Source organism: Enterobacter cloacae complex sp. AR_0002, from assembly GCF_001922365.1.
Lineage (GTDB): Bacteria > Pseudomonadota > Gammaproteobacteria > Enterobacterales > Enterobacteriaceae > Enterobacter > Enterobacter hormaechei_C.
On sequence record NZ_CP018814.1, the window covers coordinates 3,788,869 to 3,809,951 of the forward strand.

General features: G+C 56.9%; 16 protein-coding genes. 6 read left to right on the forward strand and 10 right to left on the reverse strand.

Going from position 1 to position 21,083, the window contains the following annotated elements:
- Positions 1-7: 7 nt before the first annotated feature.
- From hslV to priA, 4 genes are all read right to left on the reverse strand, one after another.
- Positions 8-538 carry an ATP-dependent protease subunit HslV gene (gene hslV / locus AM329_RS18775; RefSeq protein ID WP_003862036.1) on the reverse strand — a complete coding sequence of 177 codons (531 nt, stop codon included), beginning with the start codon at positions 536-538 and terminating at the stop codon, positions 8-10.
- Positions 539-632: 94 nt separating this feature from the next.
- The gene (gene ftsN / locus AM329_RS18780) at positions 633-1,601 is read right to left on the reverse strand and encodes a cell division protein FtsN (protein ID WP_003862037.1); all 969 of its coding nucleotides are present in this window, start codon (positions 1,599-1,601) and stop codon (positions 633-635) included.
- A 92-nt stretch (positions 1,602-1,693) separates the two neighbouring features.
- Complete coding sequence (gene cytR, locus AM329_RS18785; protein WP_003862038.1) at positions 1,694-2,719, reverse strand: DNA-binding transcriptional regulator CytR; 1,026 nt, start codon at positions 2,717-2,719, stop codon at positions 1,694-1,696.
- 119 nt (positions 2,720-2,838) lie between these two features.
- Positions 2,839-5,034, reverse strand: a complete 2,196-nt coding sequence (gene priA / locus AM329_RS18790; RefSeq protein ID WP_023315037.1) for a primosomal protein N' — start codon at positions 5,032-5,034, stop codon at positions 2,839-2,841.
- Between the two features lie 200 nt (positions 5,035-5,234).
- On the opposite strand from priA, the gene rpmE reads away from it, so the two are divergent.
- Both rpmE and AM329_RS18800 read left to right on the forward strand, forming a co-directional pair.
- Positions 5,235-5,447, forward strand: coding sequence for a 50S ribosomal protein L31 (gene rpmE, locus AM329_RS18795; protein ID WP_003862040.1), 213 nt, complete (start codon positions 5,235-5,237; stop codon positions 5,445-5,447).
- A 321-nt stretch (positions 5,448-5,768) separates the two neighbouring features.
- Entirely contained in the window at positions 5,769-6,449 is a 681-nt protein-coding gene (locus AM329_RS18800; RefSeq protein WP_032608106.1) for an oligogalacturonate-specific porin KdgM family protein, read from the forward strand.
- Between the two features lie 42 nt (positions 6,450-6,491).
- Here the strand turns inward: AM329_RS18800 and metJ are convergent, their stop codons facing one another.
- Positions 6,492-6,809, reverse strand: a complete 318-nt coding sequence (gene metJ, locus AM329_RS18805) for a met regulon transcriptional regulator MetJ (RefSeq protein WP_003862042.1) — start codon at positions 6,807-6,809, stop codon at positions 6,492-6,494.
- A 275-nt stretch (positions 6,810-7,084) separates the two neighbouring features.
- Here metJ and metB point away from each other — a divergent pair, with 275 nt between their 5' ends.
- The 4 genes from metB (at position 7,085) to katG (ending at position 14,122) form a co-directional block, all read left to right on the forward strand.
- Positions 7,085-8,245 (forward strand): cystathionine gamma-synthase, encoded by a 1,161-nt coding sequence (gene metB, locus AM329_RS18810; RefSeq protein ID WP_017383102.1) that lies wholly within the window; start codon positions 7,085-7,087, stop codon positions 8,243-8,245.
- A 2-nt stretch (positions 8,246-8,247) separates the two neighbouring features.
- Complete coding sequence (locus AM329_RS18815; RefSeq protein ID WP_003862044.1) at positions 8,248-10,680, forward strand: bifunctional aspartate kinase/homoserine dehydrogenase II; 2,433 nt, start codon at positions 8,248-8,250, stop codon at positions 10,678-10,680.
- A 226-nt stretch (positions 10,681-10,906) separates the two neighbouring features.
- Positions 10,907-11,797 (forward strand): methylenetetrahydrofolate reductase, encoded by an 891-nt coding sequence (gene metF / locus AM329_RS18820; RefSeq protein WP_032608105.1) that lies wholly within the window; start codon positions 10,907-10,909, stop codon positions 11,795-11,797.
- 144 nt (positions 11,798-11,941) lie between these two features.
- A complete protein-coding gene (katG, locus tag AM329_RS18825) occupies positions 11,942-14,122 on the forward strand; it encodes a catalase/peroxidase HPI (protein ID WP_003862046.1) in 2,181 nt (726 codons plus the stop codon).
- Between the two features lie 92 nt (positions 14,123-14,214).
- Here the strand turns inward: katG and AM329_RS18830 are convergent, their stop codons facing one another.
- The 5 genes from AM329_RS18830 to argE all read right to left on the reverse strand — a co-directional run bounded on the left by AM329_RS18830 (position 14,215) and on the right by argE (position 21,018).
- Positions 14,215-15,318, reverse strand: coding sequence for a glycerol dehydrogenase (locus AM329_RS18830; protein WP_032608104.1), 1,104 nt, complete (start codon positions 15,316-15,318; stop codon positions 14,215-14,217).
- Positions 15,319-15,330: 12 nt separating this feature from the next.
- The gene (gene fsa, locus AM329_RS18835; protein WP_023315033.1) at positions 15,331-15,993 is read right to left on the reverse strand and encodes a fructose-6-phosphate aldolase; all 663 of its coding nucleotides are present in this window, start codon (positions 15,991-15,993) and stop codon (positions 15,331-15,333) included.
- Positions 15,994-16,121: 128 nt separating this feature from the next.
- Positions 16,122-16,886, reverse strand: coding sequence for an AraC family transcriptional regulator (locus tag AM329_RS18840; protein WP_023315032.1), 765 nt, complete (start codon positions 16,884-16,886; stop codon positions 16,122-16,124).
- Between the two features lie 57 nt (positions 16,887-16,943).
- A complete protein-coding gene (gene ppc, locus AM329_RS18845) occupies positions 16,944-19,595 on the reverse strand; it encodes a phosphoenolpyruvate carboxylase (RefSeq protein ID WP_017383108.1) in 2,652 nt (883 codons plus the stop codon).
- A 271-nt stretch (positions 19,596-19,866) separates the two neighbouring features.
- Positions 19,867-21,018 carry an acetylornithine deacetylase gene (gene argE / locus AM329_RS18850; protein WP_032608103.1) on the reverse strand — a complete coding sequence of 384 codons (1,152 nt, stop codon included), beginning with the start codon at positions 21,016-21,018 and terminating at the stop codon, positions 19,867-19,869.
- Positions 21,019-21,083: the final 65 nt, after the last annotated feature.

Below are 21,083 nucleotides of genomic sequence, written 5' to 3' on the forward strand. Positions count from 1 at the left end.
GCGATCCTTACGCTTTAGACGGTAATTCTTCGATGGTGTGATTGTGGTTGGTATAGATGCAGATATCACCTGCAATATCCAACGCTTTCACCGCGATATCGCGCGCGTTCATGTCGGTATTTTCCAACAGCGCACGGGCTGCGGCCTGGGCGTACGGGCCGCCAGAGCCGATGGCAATCAGGTCGTTTTCAGGCTGAACTACGTCGCCGTTACCGGTGATGATCAGCGAGGCGTTTTCGTCAGCCACGGCCAGCAGCGCTTCGAGCTTGCGTAGCATGCGGTCGGTACGCCAGTCTTTTGCCAGCTCAACGGCGGCTTTCACCAGATGACCCTGATGCATTTCCAGTTTGCGTTCAAACAGTTCAAACAGCGTGAAGGCATCAGCCGTGCCGCCTGCGAAACCGGCGATCACTTTGTCGTTATAAAGACGACGTACTTTCTTCACGTTGCCTTTCATGACGGTATTACCCAGCGTGGCCTGGCCATCACCGGCAATTACCACCTGGCCGTTACGGCGTACACTTACTATTGTTGTCACGAGCAGACCCCCTGGTTACAGATTCGGGAAACAGAAGCCCTGAGCCTGTGCTCAGGGCTGAATTAAATGATAGATGGGGGGGATTTTGGGGGTTTCAACCCCCGGAGGCGAGTCGAATGCAGTTTGTGTGGCCAGCCACTTTCAAACGGGAAATGGTGCCATCGGCATTTTCTTTGCCTTTGACCGGTCCAATCACTACGCGATTCCAGCCGTTATTGGTGGTAATGCGTGAGTCAAATCCTTCAAATGCCAGCTGAGCACGCACCGTTTCTGCCTGTTCGGCGCCTTTAAACGAACCGCACTGAACCATCCAGCGGCGTTCATCTTTTTTCTCAGCCGTCTGCTTCGGCACCTCGGTCTCTTTGGTGACCGGCGCAGCCTGCTGCGTTTTTGGCTGTTGCGCAGTGGTATGCGCAGGCGTCTGCAACAGATCCTGATACGGCTGTGCCGTTTGCTTCTGCGGCTGCGCCTTCGGTTGCTGCTGGACAGGCTGAGTTTGTACGGTACGCGTCTGCTGCTGCGGTTGTGAACGCGGCTGCTGTACCGGCTGCGTCTGCGTCCACTGCTGCTGTTGCGTTTGCTGCTGAGCCTGACGCTGGCGCTGCAATGTTTGCTGACGCTGCGCCGGGGTTTGTTCGTTCCACGGCACTTCGTTCAACTGCGTAGGCTGCTGGCGCATGTCCGCCTGCATCTGAGCGAGCAATTGACGCTGTTCGTCCGTCAGCTGATCGGCATTCTTCACTTCACCCCCGGCAGAAGGCTCGGTAGGCGCACGTACGCCAGGCTGGCGGCTTTCCAGCTCTTTAATGTAGCGCCAGCGCTCTTCAGGCTTAGGAGGAAGGCCGTTGCCGACGACCTTGTTACCCTGAAGGGCTTCAGACTCTTCTTTTTTATGATGCGTAATGAAGTAGAGGCCGCCAATAAAGGCCACCAGCACGGCCGCAGCAATGGCGACCATGGCTGGGGAGACAGCAGACAGGCTACGTTGCTTGCTTTTTGAACTACTCTTTTTGCGTCGCGAAGGTGCCGGCTGGCCGCGACGTACATAATCTCGTTGTGCCACTATCGTTTCGCTGTATTTATTCGTTCGTCAGCCCGCCATGTTACTTAAGCGACGGGGCTTTGACCAGATAAGGGTGTCGAAAGGTATTTACTTTAAGTTAATGCCTGGGTAGAGCCGCGCACAATTAGCTCACAATCCAGTAGCCGTGACCCACTGCTAACTGTTTGACCGTGCAGCTGATCCAGCAAAAGCAGCATCGCTTCCCGGCCAATGTCATACCGCGGCTGTGCAACGGTCGAAAGCGGCGGATCGCAAAACTCCGAAAGCGAAATATTATCAAAACCGATTATCGACAGGTCCTGCGGCACACGCAGGCCGTGACGTTTGGCGTAGGATAACGCCCCTAGCGCCATCACGTCGCTGTGGCAGAAGACCGCGGTAGGCGGTTCTGGCAAGGCCAGCAATTTTTCCAGCGCCTGCCCGCCCGCTTCAAAGGTGAAATCACCGCGCGCAATGTAGTGCGGATCGACGATAGCCCCGGTACGGCGCAGCGCCTGAACGTAGCCCTGCAAGCGGTAATGACACAGCGGCATCTCTTCTGGTCCGGCGATACAACCGATGCGCTTATGCCCCAGTTCCTGAAGATAGTTCACGGCGTTGAACGCGGCGGTGAGGTTATCGATATGAACGGTTGGCAGCTCCAGCTCCGGCGCGAATTCGTTCGCCATGACCATCGGCGGTAAATTGCGCTGTTCTTCAATGCTGGCATCAAACGGCAGGCGTGAGCCAAGCAGCAGCATGCCATCAATCTGCTTGGTGATGATCAGGTCGATGAACGTTTTTTCCTGCTGGTTCTGGTGGGCACAATCGCCAATCAGCACCAGATAGCCCTGGGCGGCGGCCGTGACTTCAATGCCGCGGATGATTTCGCTGAAGAAGGGATCGCAGATGTCCGGCACGATCACCAGGATGGTGCGGGATTCGTTGCGTTTTACGTTACGCCCCATGGCTTGCGGAAAATAACCGACCTCAAGCGCCGCCTTTTCAACCCGGTTTCGGGTCGCCTGGGAGACTTTGTCAGGGTTCATCAATGCGCGGGACACGGTTGCTGTTGAGACTTGTGCTTTCTCGGCAACGTCTTTCATGGTCGCCGAGGCAACCTCTTTCCTGGACTTCAACGTCTTCTCCTCGCCTGAACACCGAACTGCGGACCGCACCATTTTTACAGATAGTTAATGGAATCGGTTACAGAATTTTCATAAAAAGTGTGAGGCGCATTAAATTTTTCGATCCGTCTTCAGCCTTCAATCGGATCGACGTCCAGAACCCACTTCACTTTTCGCGCTTCCGGCAGGGTATTGATCAGCGCCAGCGTGCCGCTGACGATCTGCTGTAAACGGATACGCGAGGGGTGCTGAAGTAAGAGTTGCCAGCGGAAACGGCCGCCGCGTTTCGGGGCGAGCGCGGGTACCGGGCCTAAAATCCACAGCTGATTATCCACCAGTGGGCTGGCTTGCAGGAGGTTTCTCAGCTGTTGCAGGAACAGCGGCGCCTGCTGGTTATTATGGTCTTCCGCACGGATGATAACGTGGCTGGTCCACGGGGGAAGCTGCATCGTCTGACGTTCGGCCAGCGCCTGGTCCGCGAAGGCGTCATAGCCTTTGTGCAGCAGGGTTTGCAGCAGCGGATGTTCAGGGTGGTGCGTTTGCAGCACCACCTCGCCCTGCTTACCCGCTCGACCAGCGCGACCGGCAACCTGGGTATAAAGCTGGGCGAAACGCTCGGCGGAGCGAAAATCCGCGGAGAACAGCGCGCCGTCGACGTCCAGCAGGGCGACCAGCGTCACGTCCGGGAAGTGGTGCCCTTTCGCCAGCATCTGAGTACCAATCAGGATACGCGCGCCGCCACGATGTACTTCCGCCAGTTGCTGCTCCAGCGCCCCTTTACGGCTGGTGGTATCCCTGTCGATACGGGAGATGGGCACATCCGGGAAGAAGGGCGCGAGCGCCTGTTCAAGCTGTTCCGTTCCCAGACCGACCGGCACGATGTGCGTTGAGCCGCAGGACGGGCACTGACGGGGGACCGGACGCTGGCTGTCGCAGTGGTGGCAGCGCAAATGGCGCTGAGCCTGGTGGAAGGTGTAGTAGTGATCGCAGCGCGGGCACTCCGCGATCCAGCCGCAGTCGTGGCACAGCAGCGCAGGCGCAAAGCCGCGGCGGTTCAGGAACAGGATCACCTGGTTGCCCGCCTGCAAATGCTGACGCATGCGGCTAATCAGCGCAGGCGCTAACCCGGCCTGCACCTGCTGACCTTTCAGATCCAGCACATGCTGAATGGCCGGGCGGGCATTTCCCGCGCGGCGCGTCAGGCGCAGCATGTGGTATTTACGCTGGCGAACGTTGTGCAGCGTTTCAAGCGCGGGGGTGGCAGACCCGAGAATAATGGGGATTTGCTCGCTGTGGGCGCGGTATACGGCTAAGTCGCGGGCGTGATAGCGCCAGCCTTCCTGCTGTTTATAGGAGCTGTCATGCTCTTCATCGATCACGATAACGCCGAGATTTTTAAACGGCGTAAACAGCGATGAACGGGTGCCGATCACAATCGCCGCTTCGCCGTTTTTCGCTTTCAGCCAGGCGCTGAGGCGCTCGCTGTCGTTCAGGCCGGAGTGCAGAACCTCAACGGGCGCATTAAAACGTTCACGGAAACGCGCGATGGTTTGCGGCGTCAGGCCGATTTCCGGCACCATCACCAGCGCCTGTTTGCCCTGCGCGAGCACGTTTTCCAGCACGCTCAGATACACTTCGGTTTTACCGGAGCCGGTGACGCCCGCCAGCAGCCAGGCGGAAAAACGATCGGCAGCGCTGTGAATCGCGCCTACGGCGGTGGCCTGCTCGGTATTCAGACGCAGACGATCGCCCGAGACGGAAAAGCCGTCGCGCCAGTCGTGAAGGGCAGGTGCTTCACTGGCCAGCTCGCTCAGCCCTTTCTTCCTTAATGCCTGCAACGCGGTTTCGCTTACCTCAAGCTCGTCGACCTGATGGCGCCAGATTTTTCCCTGGCGCAGCGCGGCCAACGCCTGCTGCTGTTTTTGCGAGCGCTTCAGGCTGTTAATGTCCACCGCCTGGCCCTGCTCGGTGGCAAACCAGTACCACATTGGCGCGTGGCTGGCGCTCTTACCCTGGCGCAGCATAATGGGCAGGGCATGGAACAGGACATCGCCAATCGGATGATGATAATAATCTGCCGCCCACAGCAGCAGTCGCCAGGTGCTGGTGGAGTAAACCGGCTCGCTGTCCAGCACCTCAACAACCGATTTCAGCTCGTTAAGCGGCAGTTCGCTTTTATTACTGACGGACACCACGATCCCCACGCGCTGCTGTTTGCCAAACGGCACGGTCACGCGACAGCCCGCTTTGGCGCTCATGCTGTCGGGCAGCAGGTAGTCAAAGGTGCGGGGAAGCGGAACGGGCAGGGCAACGTGAGCGACGGGCATCGAATCTTCCTGACTTGAAAAGTGGCGCGTTAGTATACACATTAGTGAAAGCGGCGTGCGGATCAGTTTGCATACGTTGGTCAAATTCTGTATGATTCGCCGCCTTTGGTGTATTTTACGCCAAAGAACTTACATTCAACATCGCGTGGTGTCTGGCGTTAGGGCTGGAAGAGCGACGCGGCCTTAACTGAGGTTCTCCCATGAAAAAAGATATTCACCCGAAATACGAAATGATTACTGCAAACTGCTCTTGCGGTAACTCTATCCAGATCCGCTCTACCGTGGGTCACGATCTGAACCTGGACGTGTGCGGCAAATGCCACCCGTTCTACACTGGTAAGCAGCGTGATGTTGCAACCGGTGGCCGTGTTGACCGCTTCAACAAGCGTTTCAGCATCCCGGGCGCTAAATAAGCATCCAGAAGAAACCGCCTCCGGGCGGTTTTTTTGTGCCTGTAATATCTCTCCTGAATTAATTCTGTATTTATATTTTCTCTTCAAATATATATTTTAATTTTTCCGAAAAATAATCACCGTGTCTTAATATATTCCTATTTATACGGATAGTGAGCTTTATCTCTGTATTCTTGGCCTGTTTGCCATTTTATTGCCGGATATGGCAATAAATAAAAGGTTTCCCTCTGGGTGTAAAATTACACTGCGCTCGACATAAATTCTTATTTGCCATTTCAACAGCGATGGCTTTCAGGGTGTATTTACTTTGAGGGAAAAAGGATGAAACTGAAGCAACTTTTATTCGTGCTTCCATTACTATCGTGCGCGGCGCAGGCGGGATATGTTGATTACCGACACGAGTATTACGACGATGGACGTAACTATGACCGTGTATACATGTCACACCGTTTCGGGACGGGCTTTGGTGTGGCCGTAGAGGCCGTCTCACGCTCAGACGAAAAGCAATCTAATGATGCGCTCAATAATATGGAGAGTAACAGCAACGAATATACTGCCAGCTACCAGTTTACCTGGCAGGGATTTATCTGGCAGCCGGGTGTCGCGGTTGAAATGGGTGACGACATGGCTATTTATAAACCCTATTTACGCGTACAGTATAATATTAATGACAGCTGGTGGACGGCGTTCCGTTATCGTACCGAATATACCCGCCGTAATGCAGACGGTAAAGATGACAGACTGGTATATCGCCCGGAAATGTGGCTGGGATATAATATTGATAACTGGATGTTTGAGCTGAACGGAATTTATAAATTCGCCGACAACGAAGATCTGTATAACAACAAAAAAGAGGATTACGAATATAACTTCCGCGTGGCGTATAACATCGATTCGTGGGTGCCATTCGTGGAGGTGGGTAATGTCTCTTCCGGCTATAACACTGCTACCACTGACGACCGACAAACGCGTCTGCGTGTCGGCTTAGGTTACAACTTCTGAGAAACCATCCCGCTGAGCACCCTCAGCGGGACCGCATCGCTGTTAGTATTCCCAGGTCTCCGGGTCGATACCCAGTTCACGCATGATCACCTTCGCCTCTTCCGGGATTTCGTCACTGCGTTCTTTACGCAGATCGTCATCGTTCGGCAACGGTTGGCCGGTAAACGCATGCAGGAACGCTTCGCACAGCAGTTCGCTGTTAGTGGCGTGACGCAGGTTGTTCACCTGACGACGCGTACGTTCATCGGTGAGGATCTTCAACACCTTCAGAGGAATGGACACCGTGATTTTCTTGACTTGCTCACTCTTCTTACCGTGCTCAGCGTATGGGCTGATATATTCGCCGCTCCATTCAGCCATGAGATACCTTTAATCCTCTCAGTCATTAATCTAAAGGTGCAAAACCCGTAACCATCAGTTTTGAACCGTAATCTTGCGTAGTTTACCGTAGAGACGATACCGAGGCACGGATATTGCCGCTGTAGCGTGTCCTAAAGCATATAATTTTAACGGCTATTTGCGCATTGCTCAATCTATACGCAAAGAAGTTTAGATGTCCAGATGTATTGACGTCCATACTTTCAATGTTTACTCTGGTGCCTGACTTTTCACCTCATTCGCCAGGAAGCCTCACCATGACGCGTAAACAGGCCACCATCGCAGTGCGTAGCGGATTGAATGATGACGAGCAGTACGGCTGCGTTGTCCCGCCAATTCATCTCTCCAGCACCTATAATTTCACCGGATTTAATGAACCTCGCGCGCATGACTACTCGCGTCGCGGCAATCCTACGCGCGACGTCACCCAGCGAGCGCTGGCGGAACTGGAAGGCGGCGCAGGGGCGGTATTAACCAATACCGGCATGTCTGCCATTCACCTGGTAACCACAGTGTTCCTGAAACCTGGCGATCTGCTGGTGGCACCACACGACTGTTACGGCGGCAGCTATCGTCTGTTTGATAGCCTGGCGAAACGTGGCTGCTACCGTGTGCTGTTTGTCGATCAAAACGACGAACAGGCGCTGAAACAGGCGCTTGCCGAGCAGCCGAAGCTGGTTCTGGTGGAAAGTCCAAGCAATCCATTGTTGCGCGTAGTCGATATTGCGAAAATTTGTCAGCTCGCAAGGGATGCGGGAGCGATAAGTGTAGTGGATAATACGTTCCTCAGTCCGGCCCTTCAGAACCCACTGGCACTGGGTGCCGATCTGGTGTTGCATTCATGCACGAAATATCTGAACGGCCATTCTGACGTGGTGGCGGGCGTGGTGATTGCCAAAGATCCCGACGTTGTCACCGAACTGGCATGGTGGGCCAATAACATTGGCGTCACCGCGGGCGCGTTCGACAGCTATTTGCTGCTGCGCGGTATTCGCACGCTATCACCGCGTATGGACGTGGCGCAGCGTAATGCCCAGGCGATCGTGGATTTCCTGAAAACCCAGCCGCTGGTGAAAAAGCTTTATCACCCGTCGCTGCCGGAAAACCAGGGGCACGAGATTGCCGCGCGCCAACAGAAAGGATTTGGCGCGATGTTAAGTTTTGAACTGGACGGTGACGAGCAAACGCTGCGTCGCTTCCTGAGCGGGTTGTCATTGTTTACGCTGGCGGAATCCTTAGGGGGAGTAGAAAGCTTGATCTCCCACGCCGCAACTATGACGCACGCAGGTATGGCACCCGAAGCACGTGCCGCTGCCGGGATTTCCGAGACGCTGCTGCGTATCTCGACCGGTATTGAAGATTCTGAAGATTTAATTGCCGATCTGGAAAATGGCTTCCGGGTCGCAGCCAAGGGGTAATCATGAGTGTGATAGCGCAGGCAGGGGCGAAGGGTCGTCAGCTGCACAAGTTTGGTGGTAGTAGTCTTGCTGATGTGAAATGTTACCTGCGTGTCGCAGGGATCATGACCGAGTATTCACAGCCGGGGGACATGATGGTTGTCTCTGCGGCAGGCAGCACCACCAACCAGTTGATTAGCTGGCTGAAACTGAGCCAGACCGATCGCCTCTCTGCGCATCAGGTGCAACAGTCCTTACGTCGTTACCAGAGCGAACTGATTGCCGGTTTGCTGCCTGCGGACGTGGCGGACGGGCTGATTAGCGCTTTTACGCACGACCTTGAGCGTCTGGCCGCTCTGCTGGACAGCGGCATTACCGATGCGGTGTATGCCGAAGTGGTTGGCCACGGTGAAGTGTGGTCTGCGCGCCTGATGGCCGCCGTGCTGCAACACCTGGGTGTGGAAGCCGCCTGGCTCGACGCGCGTGATTTCCTGCGTGCCGAACGTGCCGCGCAGCCGCAGGTGGACGAAGGGTTGTCCTACCCACTGCTGCAACAGCTGCTGGTGCAACATCCCGGTAAACGTATTGTCGTCACCGGCTTTATCAGCCGCAGCAATGCCGGCGAAACCGTTCTGCTGGGCCGTAACGGCTCTGACTACTCGGCAACACAGATTGGTGCCCTGGCGGGCGTGTCCCGCGTCACCATCTGGAGCGACGTGGCCGGTGTGTACAGCGCGGACCCGCGCAAAGTGAAAGATGCCTGCCTGCTGCCGCTGCTGCGTCTCGACGAAGCGAGCGAGCTGGCGCGTCTGGCGGCCCCGGTGCTGCACGCGCGCACGCTACAGCCGGTTTCCGGCAGCGACATCGACCTGCAACTACGCTGTAGCTACACGCCGGATCAGGGTTCCACCCGCATCGAGCGCGTGCTGGCATCCGGTACGGGCGCGCGCATTGTCACCAGCCACGATGACATCTGCCTGATTGAGTTCCAGGTGCCTGCGGGCCAGGATTTCAAACTGGCGCACAAAGATATCGACACCATCCTGAAACGTGCTCAGGTGCGTCCGCTGGCCGTTGGCGTGCATAACGATCGCCAGCTGTTGCAGTTCTGCTATACCGCCGAAGTGGTGGACAGCGCCCTGAAAATTCTGGATGAAGCAGGCCTGCCGGGCGAGCTTCGCCTGCGTCAGGGGCTGGCGCTGGTGGCGATGGTGGGCGCGGGCGTCACCCGTAACCCGCTCCACTGCCACCGCTTCTGGCAGCAGCTGAAAGGCCAGCCGGTGGAGTTCACCTGGCAATCAGAAGAGGGCATCAGCCTGGTTGCCGTTCTGCGTAAAGGGCCAACCGAGAGCCTGATTCAGGGCCTGCATACCTCCCTGTTCCGTGCGGAAAAACGCATCGGCCTGGTGCTGTTTGGTAAAGGCAACATCGGTTCCCGCTGGCTGGAGCTGTTCGCCCGCGAACAGGTCACGCTCTCGGCGCGTACCGGGTTCGAATTCATTCTCGCAGGCGTGGTGGACAGCCGCCGCAGCCTGCTGAACTACGAAGGGCTGGATGCCAGCCGCGCGCTGGCCTTCTTTAATGATGAAGCCGTCGAGCAAGATGAAGAGTCGCTGTTCCTGTGGATGCGTGCGCACCCGTATGACGATCTGGTAGTGCTGGATGTGACCGCCAGCGAGCAGCTGGCCGATCAGTATCTGGATTTCGCCAGCCACGGGTTCCACGTCATCAGCGCCAACAAGCTGGCGGGCGCGAGCAGCACTGATAAATATCGCCAGATCCACGACGCGTTCGAAAAAACGGGTCGTCACTGGCTGTATAACGCCACCGTTGGCGCAGGTCTGCCGGTTAACCATACCGTGCGCGATCTGATTGAAAGCGGCGACAGCATTCTGGCGCTGAGCGGGATCTTCTCCGGCACGCTCTCCTGGCTGTTCCTGCAATTTGACGGCACCGTGCCGTTCACCGACCTGGTGGATCAGGCGTGGCAGCAGGGTTTAACCGAGCCGGATCCGCGCGTTGACCTTGCCGGTAAAGACGTGATGCGCAAGCTGGTGATCCTGGCGCGTGAAGCCGGCTACGACATTGAGCCGGGTCAGGTACGCGTTGAGTCGCTGGTGCCTGCGGGCTGCGAGGAAGGGTCCGTCGATCACTTCTTCGAGAACGGCGACGAGCTGAACGAGCAGATGGTGCAACGTCTGGAAGCGGCTAACGAGATGGGGCTGGTGCTGCGTTACGTGGCGCGCTTCGAGGCGAACGGTAAAGCGCGCGTGGGCGTGGAGGCGGTGCGTCCTGAACATCCGCTGGCGGCGCTCCTGCCATGCGACAACGTCTTCGCCATCGAAAGCCGCTGGTACCGCGATAACCCGCTGGTGATCCGTGGCCCGGGCGCGGGACGCGATGTCACCGCCGGAGCCATTCAGTCCGACATTAATCGTCTGGCTAAGCTGCTGTAACGTCTGCATTTCCCTCTCCCTGTGGGAGAGGGTCAGGGTGAGGGTATCAGACCGCACTCACCCCCATCATGAATGCCCTTCATCTTCCCTGAACAAACCTCACCGTTAATGTTGATTATTTCTGTTGACGTCATCCCGCTTTTCCGTCATTTTTACATCTGGACGTCTAAACGTATAGAAGTTCACAACACAACAGACAATGACACGCGATTGATAGGGGTAGGGTATGAGCTTTTTTCACGCCAACCAGCGGGAAGCACTGAACCAGAGCCTGGCCGAAGTAAACGGCCAGATTAACGTCTCTTTTGAATTTTTCCCGCCGCGCACCAGTGAAATGGAGCAAACCCTGTGGAGCTCTATCGATCGCCTGAGCAGCCTCAAGCCGAAGTTCGTCTCCGTGACCTACGGCGCCAACTCCGGTGAGCGTGACCGCACGCACAGCATCATTAAGGGCATTAAAGACCGAACCGGTCTGGAAGCGGCGCCGCACCTGACCTGTATCGACGCCACCCGTGATGAACTGCACGCCATTGCCCAGGACTACTGGAATAACGGCATTCGCCACATTGTGGCCCTGCGCGGCGACCTCCCGCCAGGCAGCGGTAAGCCAGAGATGTTTGCCGCCGATCTGGTCGGCCTGCTGAAAGACGTTGCCGACTTTGATATCTCCGTGGCCGCCTACCCTGAAGTTCACCCGGAAGCCAAAAGTGCCCAGGCGGATCTGCTCAACCTGAAGCGTAAAGTGGAGGCTGGTGCTAACCGTGCGATTACTCAGTTCTTCTTTGACGTTGAAAGCTACCTGCGCTTTCGTGACCGCTGCGTCTCGGCAGGTATTGATGTCGAAATCATCCCTGGTATTCTGCCGGTCTCGAACTTCAAACAGGCGAAGAAATTCGCGGATATGACCAACGTGCGCATTCCGCTGTGGATGTCCAAAATGTATGAAGGGCTGGACGACGACCCGGAAACCCGCAAGCTGGTGGGGGCCAATATCGCGATGGACATGGTGAAGATTTTAAGCCGCGAAGGGGTGAAAGATTTCCATTTCTATACCCTGAATCGCGCGGAAATGAGCTATGCCATTTGCCATACGCTCGGTGTTCGCCCGGCGCTGTAAAGTAAAAAGCCCTCATAAAACGAGGGCTTTTTAATCGAACAGAGAGTTAAAAGGTATTAGCTATCGAATCTGTGGATTAATTCAACTATCTCTTATCGCTAGTGGTGTATATCGTAACGGTAACACTGTAAAGGGAGCATAGCGATGAGCATGTCAGACGAGACCAATAACGCGGCATCCGCCGGCAAATGTCCGTTCCACCAGGGCGGCGTCGATCACAGCGCGGGTGCAGGTACCGGCAGCAAAGATTGGTGGCCTAAACAACTCCGCATCGATCTTCTAAACCAACATTCCAACCGTTCGAACCCGCTGGGTGAAGACTTCGACTACCGCAAAGAATTCAGCAAGCTCGACTATTCCGCCCTTAAGGGCGATCTCAAAGCCCTTTTAACCGACTCACAACCGTGGTGGCCTGCCGACTGGGGAAGCTATGCGGGCCTGTTTATTCGTATGGCCTGGCACGGTGCGGGTACCTATCGCTCCGTTGACGGTCGCGGCGGCGCGGGGCGCGGCCAGCAACGTTTTGCGCCGCTGAACTCCTGGCCTGATAACGTCAGCCTGGATAAGGCTCGCCGTCTGCTGTGGCCAGTTAAGCAAAAATACGGACAAAAAATCTCCTGGGCCGACCTGTTTATCCTCGCGGGTAACGTGGCGCTGGAGAACTCCGGCTTCCGCACTTTTGGTTTCGGTGCCGGGCGTGAAGACGTCTGGGAACCGGATCTGGATGTGAACTGGGGCGATGAAAAAGCCTGGCTGACCCACCGTGACCCGGAAGCGCTGGCGAAGCGCCCGCTTGCGGCCACTGAAATGGGCCTGATTTACGTTAACCCCGAAGGGCCAAACGCCAGCGGTGAACCGCTGTCTGCGGCGGCGGCGATCCGCGCTACCTTTGGCAACATGGGCATGAACGACGAAGAGACCGTCGCGCTGATTGCAGGCGGCCATACGCTCGGTAAAACGCACGGCGCAGGCGAAGCCACGCATGTGGGCACTGACCCGGAAGCGTCACCGATTGAAGCGCAGGGCCTGGGCTGGGCCAGCACGCACGGCACCGGTATTGGCGCTGACGCCATCACCTCCGGGCTGGAAGTTATCTGGTCTCAAACCCCGACCCAGTGGAGCAACTACTTCTTCGAGAACCTGTTCAAATACGAATGGGTGCAGACGCGTAGCCCGGCGGGCGCCATTCAGTTTGAAGCCGTGGATGCGCCGGAAATTATGCCTGACCCGTTTGACCCGTCGAAAAAACGCAAGCCAACCATGCTGGTCACCGACCTGACGCTGCGTTTTGATCCGGAATTCGAGAAAATTTCCCGTCGCTTCCTGAACGATCCGCAGGCCTTCAACGAAGCCTTTGCGCGCGCGTGGTTCAAGCTGACCCACCGCGATATGGGGCCAAAAGCGCGGTACATCGGCCCGGAAGTGCCGAAAGAAGATCTGATTTGGCAGGATCCGCTGCCGCAGCCGGTGTTCCATCCGACGCAGGAAGATATTGAAAGCCTGAAAGCGGAAATCGCGGCCTCTGGTCTCTCCGTGAGCGAGCTGGTTTCCGTGGCCTGGGCGTCGGCATCGACCTTCCGCGGCGGCGACAAGCGTGGCGGCGCTAACGGCGCGCGTCTGGCGCTGGCGCCTCAGCGCGACTGGGATGTGAACGCCGCGGCGGTACGGGCGTTACCGGCTCTGGAAGCTATTCAGCGCACCACTAATAAAGCCTCACTGGCCGATATCATCGTGCTGGCAGGTGTTGTGGGCGTTGAGCAGGCGGCGAAAGCGGCAGGCGTTTACGTCAACGTACCGTTTACCCCAGGCCGCGTAGATGCGCGTCAGGACCAGACGGACATCGAGATGTTTAACCTGCTCGAACCGGTTGCCGACGGTTTCCGCAACTACCGTGCGCAGGTGGATGTATCCACCACCGAGTCGCTGCTGATCGACAAAGCCCAGCAGCTGACCCTGACCGCGCCGGAACTGACGGTGCTAATCGGCGGTCTGCGCGTACTGGGTGCAAACTTCGATGGCAGCAAGAATGGCGTGTTTACCAACCGCGAGGGCGTGCTGAGCAACGACTTCTTCGTTAATCTGCTGGATATGAACACCCAGTGGAAAGCGACCGATGACTCAAACGAGCTGTTTGCCGGTAGCGATCGCGCCAGCGGAGAAGTGAAATACACCGCCACCCGCGCCGATCTGGTCTTCGGTTCAAACGCCGTCCTGCGTGCGCTGGCCGAAGTATACGCCAGCAGTGATGCACACGAGAAGTTCGTCCGTGATTTTGTTGCCGCGTGGGCGCGAGTGATGGATTTGGACCGGTTTGACGTGAAGTAACCCATGTGCCGGGTGGCGGCTACGCCTTACCCGGCCTACAAATTAAAGTGCCATGTAGGCCGGGTAAGCGCAGCGCCACCCGGCTTTTTTCGTTACTCCCACTCCTGCAAGAATCGCTGTCCATACTGGTCGGCCACCAGCAGCGCCGCATAGACCTGATCCGGCGTGACGCCGCCAGGCATGTTGTGAATGGTTTCACCTTCGGCGCAGGACGCTTCCGCGATCAGCCGCATTTTGGCCGGAATATCCTCATTGATGTTCAGCTGCGCCAGGGTGATCGGCAGCCCAACGCTGTGGCAAAGCGCGGCGACGGTCTCAATTTCTTCAACCGGCGCGTTCTCCAGTACCAGCTGTGTCAGCGTGCCGAACGCGACCTTTTCACCATGGTAAAAATGATGCGCATCCGGCACCGCCGTCATGCCGTTGTGAATGGCATGCGCCGCCGCCAGCCCGCCGCTTTCAAAGCCCACCCCGCTGAGATAGGTGTTGGCTTCGATAATGCGTTCCAGCGCCGGTGTGACGACATGCTGCTCTGCCGCCAGCATCGCTTTCTCGCCCTCTTCAACCAGCGTGTTGTAGCACAGCTCTGCCAGCGCTAACGCTGCCTGCGTGCACTTGCCACCCGCCATGGTCGTGGCGCCGCTGCGCGAACAGGCGCGCGCTTCAAACCAGGTTGCCAGTGCATCGCCAATCCCGGCGGCCAGCAGGCGCGCAGGTGCGCCTGCCACCACTTTGGTATCGACAATCACCATGTTCGGGTTGTGCGGCAGCATCAGGTAGCGATCGAACTCACCGCTGTCGGTATAAATCACGGAGAGGGCGCTGCACGGCGCATCGGTGGAGGCAATGGTCGGGGCAATGGCCACCGGCACGTCCATAAAGTGGGCCAGCGCTTTGGCGGTATCCAGCGTTTTTCCGCCACCGATACCCAGCACCGCCAGGCAGTCGGCGCTGTCGGCCAGTTTTTTCAGCCGATCGATTTCATTTTGCGAACATTCGCCACCAAACGGTGCAATTTCGGCATGGAGTCCGGCTTTTTTAAAACTCTGACGCAGGGTTTCTTCAGCAAAACCCAGCACAAATTTATCGCCCACCACCAGCCAGCGATTCGCCAGCGGCTTCAGGTAGTCGCCGAGGCGAGTAAGAACATCTGCACCCTGGATGTATTTCCCCGGCGATTGAATAATACGGTCCATAACAGTTCTCCCTTAGAGGTTGAGGTTACCAAACGCGTTTTTCCAGTCCTGCTCGAACTTCTCTATGGCTGACTCTACCGCTGGTGTGTCGAGCATTTGTTGCGCTACGTCTAAGGGAAGCGTGATTGCCTCACATCCTGCCAACAGGCAATCCAGCGCCTGGCGCGGCGTTTTAAAGCTGGCAGCCAGCACCATGCTTTCCGGCGCATGCAGTTCCAGCAGGGACTGCAGCTCCTGTACCATGCCAATACCGTCGCCGCCCTGTGCGTCGACGCGGTTGACGTACGGCGCAACGTATTTCGCGCCTGCCAGCGCGGCCAGTAAACCCTGAGCGGCGCTGTAAACGGCGGTGCCCAGCGTGGTAATTCCCTCTTTCTTCAGCGCCTTAATCGCGATGAGCCCCTGTGCAGTGACGGGAATTTTTACCACGATGTCCGGCAGGGCATTGTTCAGCCGTTTTGCTTCCGCCACCATTTCTTCGGCATCGCGGCTCATGGTTTGAGCAAACAGCATGCCTTCCGGCCCAATGGCTTTTTGCAGGCGCGGCAGCACGTCCCAGATGGATTCACGGCTGGCGGCAATGATGCTTGGGTTGGTGGTGACGCCCGCGATGGGGAAGATGCGTGCAAGGCGTTCCACTTCCGCCACGTTCGCGGTATCCAGATACAGTTCCATTATTTTTCCTTAAGTCAGAAAGGTTGAATAAAGGGTAAGGCCCGGCTGAGTGCGGCGGATACAGGTCAATTTTGCCAAATACTGGACAAATGTAATGTCCTTAGCGAAGTGCGATAGCGATCACAATGCTATTTTTTGGCGATAAGCTGGCTGTGATACTGGCGACGATATTCGGAAGGGGAACGCTCGGTGTGCTTGCGAAAGAGGCGACAAAAGTAGTTGCTGTCAGGAAATCCGCAGCGTGCGGCAATATCTTTAATTTTGAGATCGTAGCCTTTCAGCAACTGGCGTGCATGTTCCAGCCGCGTTTGTGTCAGATACTCGTTGAACCCCACGTGGCCGATCTTCTGAAAGAGATGGGAAAGATAGTTCGGCGAGATGTAGAACGCCTGTGCCACGGATTCGCGCGTTAACGAAGAGGCGTAATTTTCTTCGATATAGCTACGAACGGCTTCGAATAGCGCCCGGCTGCGGTTAGCGGTGTGGATGTCACTCCCAAGCAGATCCCGGCAGTGGCTGAGCAAGCTTAATACCACCAGCATGGCTGTGTCTTGCTCGTCTGGCTGCATCTGTAATTCGGTGAGCGCTTGCAGAAGAAAAGCACCCGTTCTCGGGCCACGCCGGGGAACCTGCAGCTGCTGCAAAAGCGCGTTGTCACGCTGTAAATCGAGAGTCAGCTGCTGCTTACCGAAATGTATGCTCAGGGCGTTAGGCGGTGGAAGCGTGATGTGTCCAAAGGATGAAAATATCGCCTCACAGGGGGGAGCAAGGGTAATGACGAGGCAGGGAGATGTTCGGGGATGCTGTTCAGCCAGCGCTGAGAAATGAATCTGGCCCAGCGGTAACGTTCGGTTCACCAGGTCAGTCAAAATTCGGGTGATATCGGAATACATGAGAAGACTACCGAAACGTGCCGGGCGGCGCTAAAAACGCCTGCCCGGCATAAAGCATTACCCAGTGTTACGCATGCCCGCCGCAACGCCCGCAATCGTCACCATCAGCGCCTGTTCAACGCGTGGATCCGGCTCTTTACCTTCCTCTTCCGCCAGACGCGAACGGTGCAGCAGCTCTGCCTGTAAAACGTTCAGCGGGTCGGTGTAGATGTTACGCAGCTGGATAGACTCGGCGATCCACGGCAGGTCTTCCATCAGGTGGGAGTCATTGGCGATATCCAGCACCACTTTGATGTCGCCTTCCAGCAGTTCGCGCAGCTCTTTGCCCAGCGCCCACAGCTCCGGCTTCACCAGGCGCTGATCGTAGTATTCCGCCAGCCACAGGTCGGCCTTCGAGAAGACCATCTCCAGCATTCCCAGACGGGTAGAGAAGAATGGCCAGTCGCGGCACATGGTTTCCAGTTCGCTCTGCTTACCGTCTTCCACCACTTTTTGCAGCGCCGCACCGGCACCCAGCCAGGCTGGCAGCATTAAGCGGTTTTGCGTCCAGGCGAAGATCCATGGAATGGCGCGCAGGGATTCAACACCGCCGGTCGGACGACGCTTGGCCGGGCGCGAACCCAGCGGCAGTTTACCCAGCTCCTGTTCAGGCGTGGCCGAGCGGAAGTAAGGGACAAAGTCTTTGTTTTCACGCACGTAGCCGCGGTACAGATCGCAGGAGATGTCAGACAGTTCGTCCATAATCCGGCACCAGGATTCTTTTGGCTCCGGCGGCGGCAGCAGGTTGGCTTCGAGGATCGCGCTGGTATAAAGCGACAGGCTGCTGATGGTCACTTCCGGCAGGCCGTACTTGAAGCGGATCATCTCGCCCTGCTCGGTCACGCGCAGGCCGCCTTTCAGGCTTCCTGGTGGTTGAGAGAGCAGCGCCGCGTGTGCAGGCGCACCGCCACGACCAATTGAGCCACCGCGTCCGTGGAACAGGGTCAGCTCGATACCGGCTTTCTCACAGGTTTTGATCAGTGCATCCTGTGCCTGATACTGCGCCCAGGAGGCTGCCATCACCCCCGCATCTTTCGCGGAGTCGGAATAGCCGATCATCACCATCTGTTTGCCCTGAATAAAGCCGCGATACCAGTCGATGTTCAGCAGCTGGGTCATCACGTCGTTAGCGTTGTTCAGGTCGTCGAGAGTCTCAAATAGCGGTGCTACCGGCAGAGCATAGTCAATGCCCGCTTCTTTCAGCAGAAGGTGAACGCCCAGCACGTCGGACGGGGTCTTCGCCATGGAGATCACGTAGGCGGCCACAGATCCTTTCGGCGCATCTACAATCGCTTTACAGGTGTTGAGCACTTCGCGGGTGTCATTGCTTGGCTCCCAGTTGCGCGGCAGCAGCGGGCGCTTGGAGTTCAGCTCGCGGATCAGGAACGCCTGTTTGTCGGCTTCTGACCAGCTTTCGTAGTCGCCAATGCCGAGGTAGCGGGTCAGCTCGCCCAGCGCTTCGGTATGACGGGTACTTTCCTGACGAACGTCGATACGCACCAGCGGCACGCCGAAACACTTCACGCGGCGCAGGGTGTCGAGCAGTTCGCCGTTGGCAATGATGCCCATCCCACAAGCCTGGAGCGATTTATAGCAGGCGTATAGAGGCTCCCAGAGCTGTTCGTTCTGGCTCAGCAGACCTTCCGGCTTCGGCAGGCGCTGGCCTTTCAGGCGCGCTTCCAGCCAGGCCTGAGTGGCCATCAGCTGACCGCGCAGCTTTTTCATCAGGAAGCGGTACGGCTCGCTGGCGCCTTCTTCACCGGCCAGCGCGCGCAGTTCCGGCGTCGCTTCCACCATCGACAGCTCGGAGATCAGCACCTGAATATCTTTCAGGAACAGGTCGGTTGCTTTCCAGCGGCTCAGCAGCAGGACGTGACGGGTGATTTCCGCCGTCACGTTCGGGTTGCCGTCGCGGTCGCCGCCCATCCAGGAGGTGAAGCGAACCGGCACAAAGTCGACCGGCAGGCGATAGCCCAGATTTTCTTCCAGCTGTTCGTTCAGCTCGCGCAGGTAGTTGGGTACCCCTTCCCACAGGCTGTTTTCCACCACCGCAAAGCCCCACTTGGCTTCGTCGACCGGGCTTGGGCGATGCTTACGAATTTCATCGGTGTGCCAGGACTGGGCAATCAGCTGGCGCAGGCGGCGCATAAGCTGGTTACGTTCGTAGTCGGCGATGTCTTTGTTATCCAACTGCTTCAGACAGTTGTTCACTTCCACCATTTTGTGGATCAGCGTACGACGGGTGATTTCGGTTGGGTGTGCGGTCAGCACCAGCTCCAGCGAAAGGGATTCCACCGCTTTTTTGATGGTCGCTTCGTTGAGGTCGGGCTGGTCTTTGAGTTTACGAAGGGTGCGGGCAATGACTTCCGGGTTGCTGGCCGCTTCGCCTTTTGGCGAAATGCTGTGGTATTGCTCAGCGGTGTTTGCCAGGTTCAGGAACTGGCTGAAGGCGCGGGCAACGGGCAGCAGCTCATCGTTGGAGAGGTTCTGCAAGGTGGTAAGCAGCTCCTGACGGTTGGCCTCATTACCGGCGCGGGAAGATTTGGACAGCTTGCGGATGGTTTCAACGCGGTCGAGGATGTTCTCCCCCAGTGCGTCTTTGATGGTATCTCCAAGCACTTTGCCGAGCATACTGACATTACTACGCAACGCGGAATATTGTTCGTTCATAAAAACCCAGTCACCCCATCATTTTTGTTTATGCCCAGGCGAAAATCTTCTGGACATTATTTTGTCATCTCCCTTTATAAAGCCACGTAAAACCCCCGTCGTCAATTGCTGCGAAAACGGTTCAGCAGACGAATAAATGCGGACAATTTACGAAATTTAATTCGCATTGCGTCAGATAAGAGATGCTTATGGAAATGTGACGGTGATCATGCGATTTGTTGCCCTCACCCTAACCCTCTCCCACAGGGAGAGGGGACTTTTCGGTGCGGTTTTAATGCCAGCAGAAGTGATGCACAACCTGGGTAATGAGTTCGCGGGTGGGCTTGATGAAGCGGGTTTCGAGATATTCGTCCGGCTGGTGTGCCTGGTTGATGGAGCCAGGGCCCAGAACCAGCGTCGGGCACAGCGTCTGAATAAACGGCGCTTCGGTGCAGTAGTTCACCACGTCGGTTTTCTCGCCGAGCAGTTTTTCCACTACCTGAACCAGCTGATGGTCAGGCGGGCATTCGTAGCCTGGAATCGGCGGATGCAGTTCGGAGACCGTCAGACGGCCCGGCCAGCGCTCGCTGACCGGTGCCAGCGCTTCGTTCAGTAAGCCATCCAGATCGCTCAGCGTCATGCCCGGCAGAGGACGGATATCCATATGCAGTTCGCAGCAGGCGCAGATACGGTTGGACGCATCACCGCCGTGCAGGCTGCCGAGGTTAAGCGTTGGGTAAGGCACGGTGAACGCCTCGTAGTGATAGCGCTCTTTCAGATCGTCGCGCAGGGTCATGATGCGGCCAATCGCGTCATGCATCAGCTCAATGGCGTTCACGCCGCGCGCCGGATCGCTGGAGTGGCCAGACCGGCCCAGTACGCGCACCGCGGTAGAAATATGGCCTTTGTGCGCCCGAATCGGTTGCAGAGAGGTCGGTTCGCCGATGATCGCGCAGTCAGGACGAATCGATGTGTTTTCAGAGAAATAACGTGCGCCCGCCATGCTGGTCTCTTCATCGGCGGTCGCCAGAATGTAGAGCGGTTTTTTCAGCTTCGTCACGTCCACGTCACGCAGCGCGTCGAGGATAAAGGCGAAGAAGCCTTTCATGTCGGCGGTGCCCAGACCATAAAGCTTGTTGTCATGCTCGGTCAGCGTGAACGGATCGCGCGTCCAGCGGCCATCATCAAACGGCACGGTGTCAGTGTGCCCAGCCAGCAGCAGGCCGCCCGCGCCATGTCCGGTACTGGCGAGCAGGTTAAATTTGTGGCGTGTTCCGGGGACGGGCTGAACCTCAACGTTAAACCCAAGATCGCTAAACCAACCCGCCAGCAGATTGATTAAAGACTCATTGCTCTGATCCAGGGCTTCTTCCGTCGCGCTGATGGAGGGTGTGGCGATCAGGGCGCGGTAAATCTCGATAAATGGCGGTAAGTTCATTTTCATTGTTGACACACCTTAGGTCGTGATAGTATCAATATTCATGCAATAAATGTGAATAAAAATACATT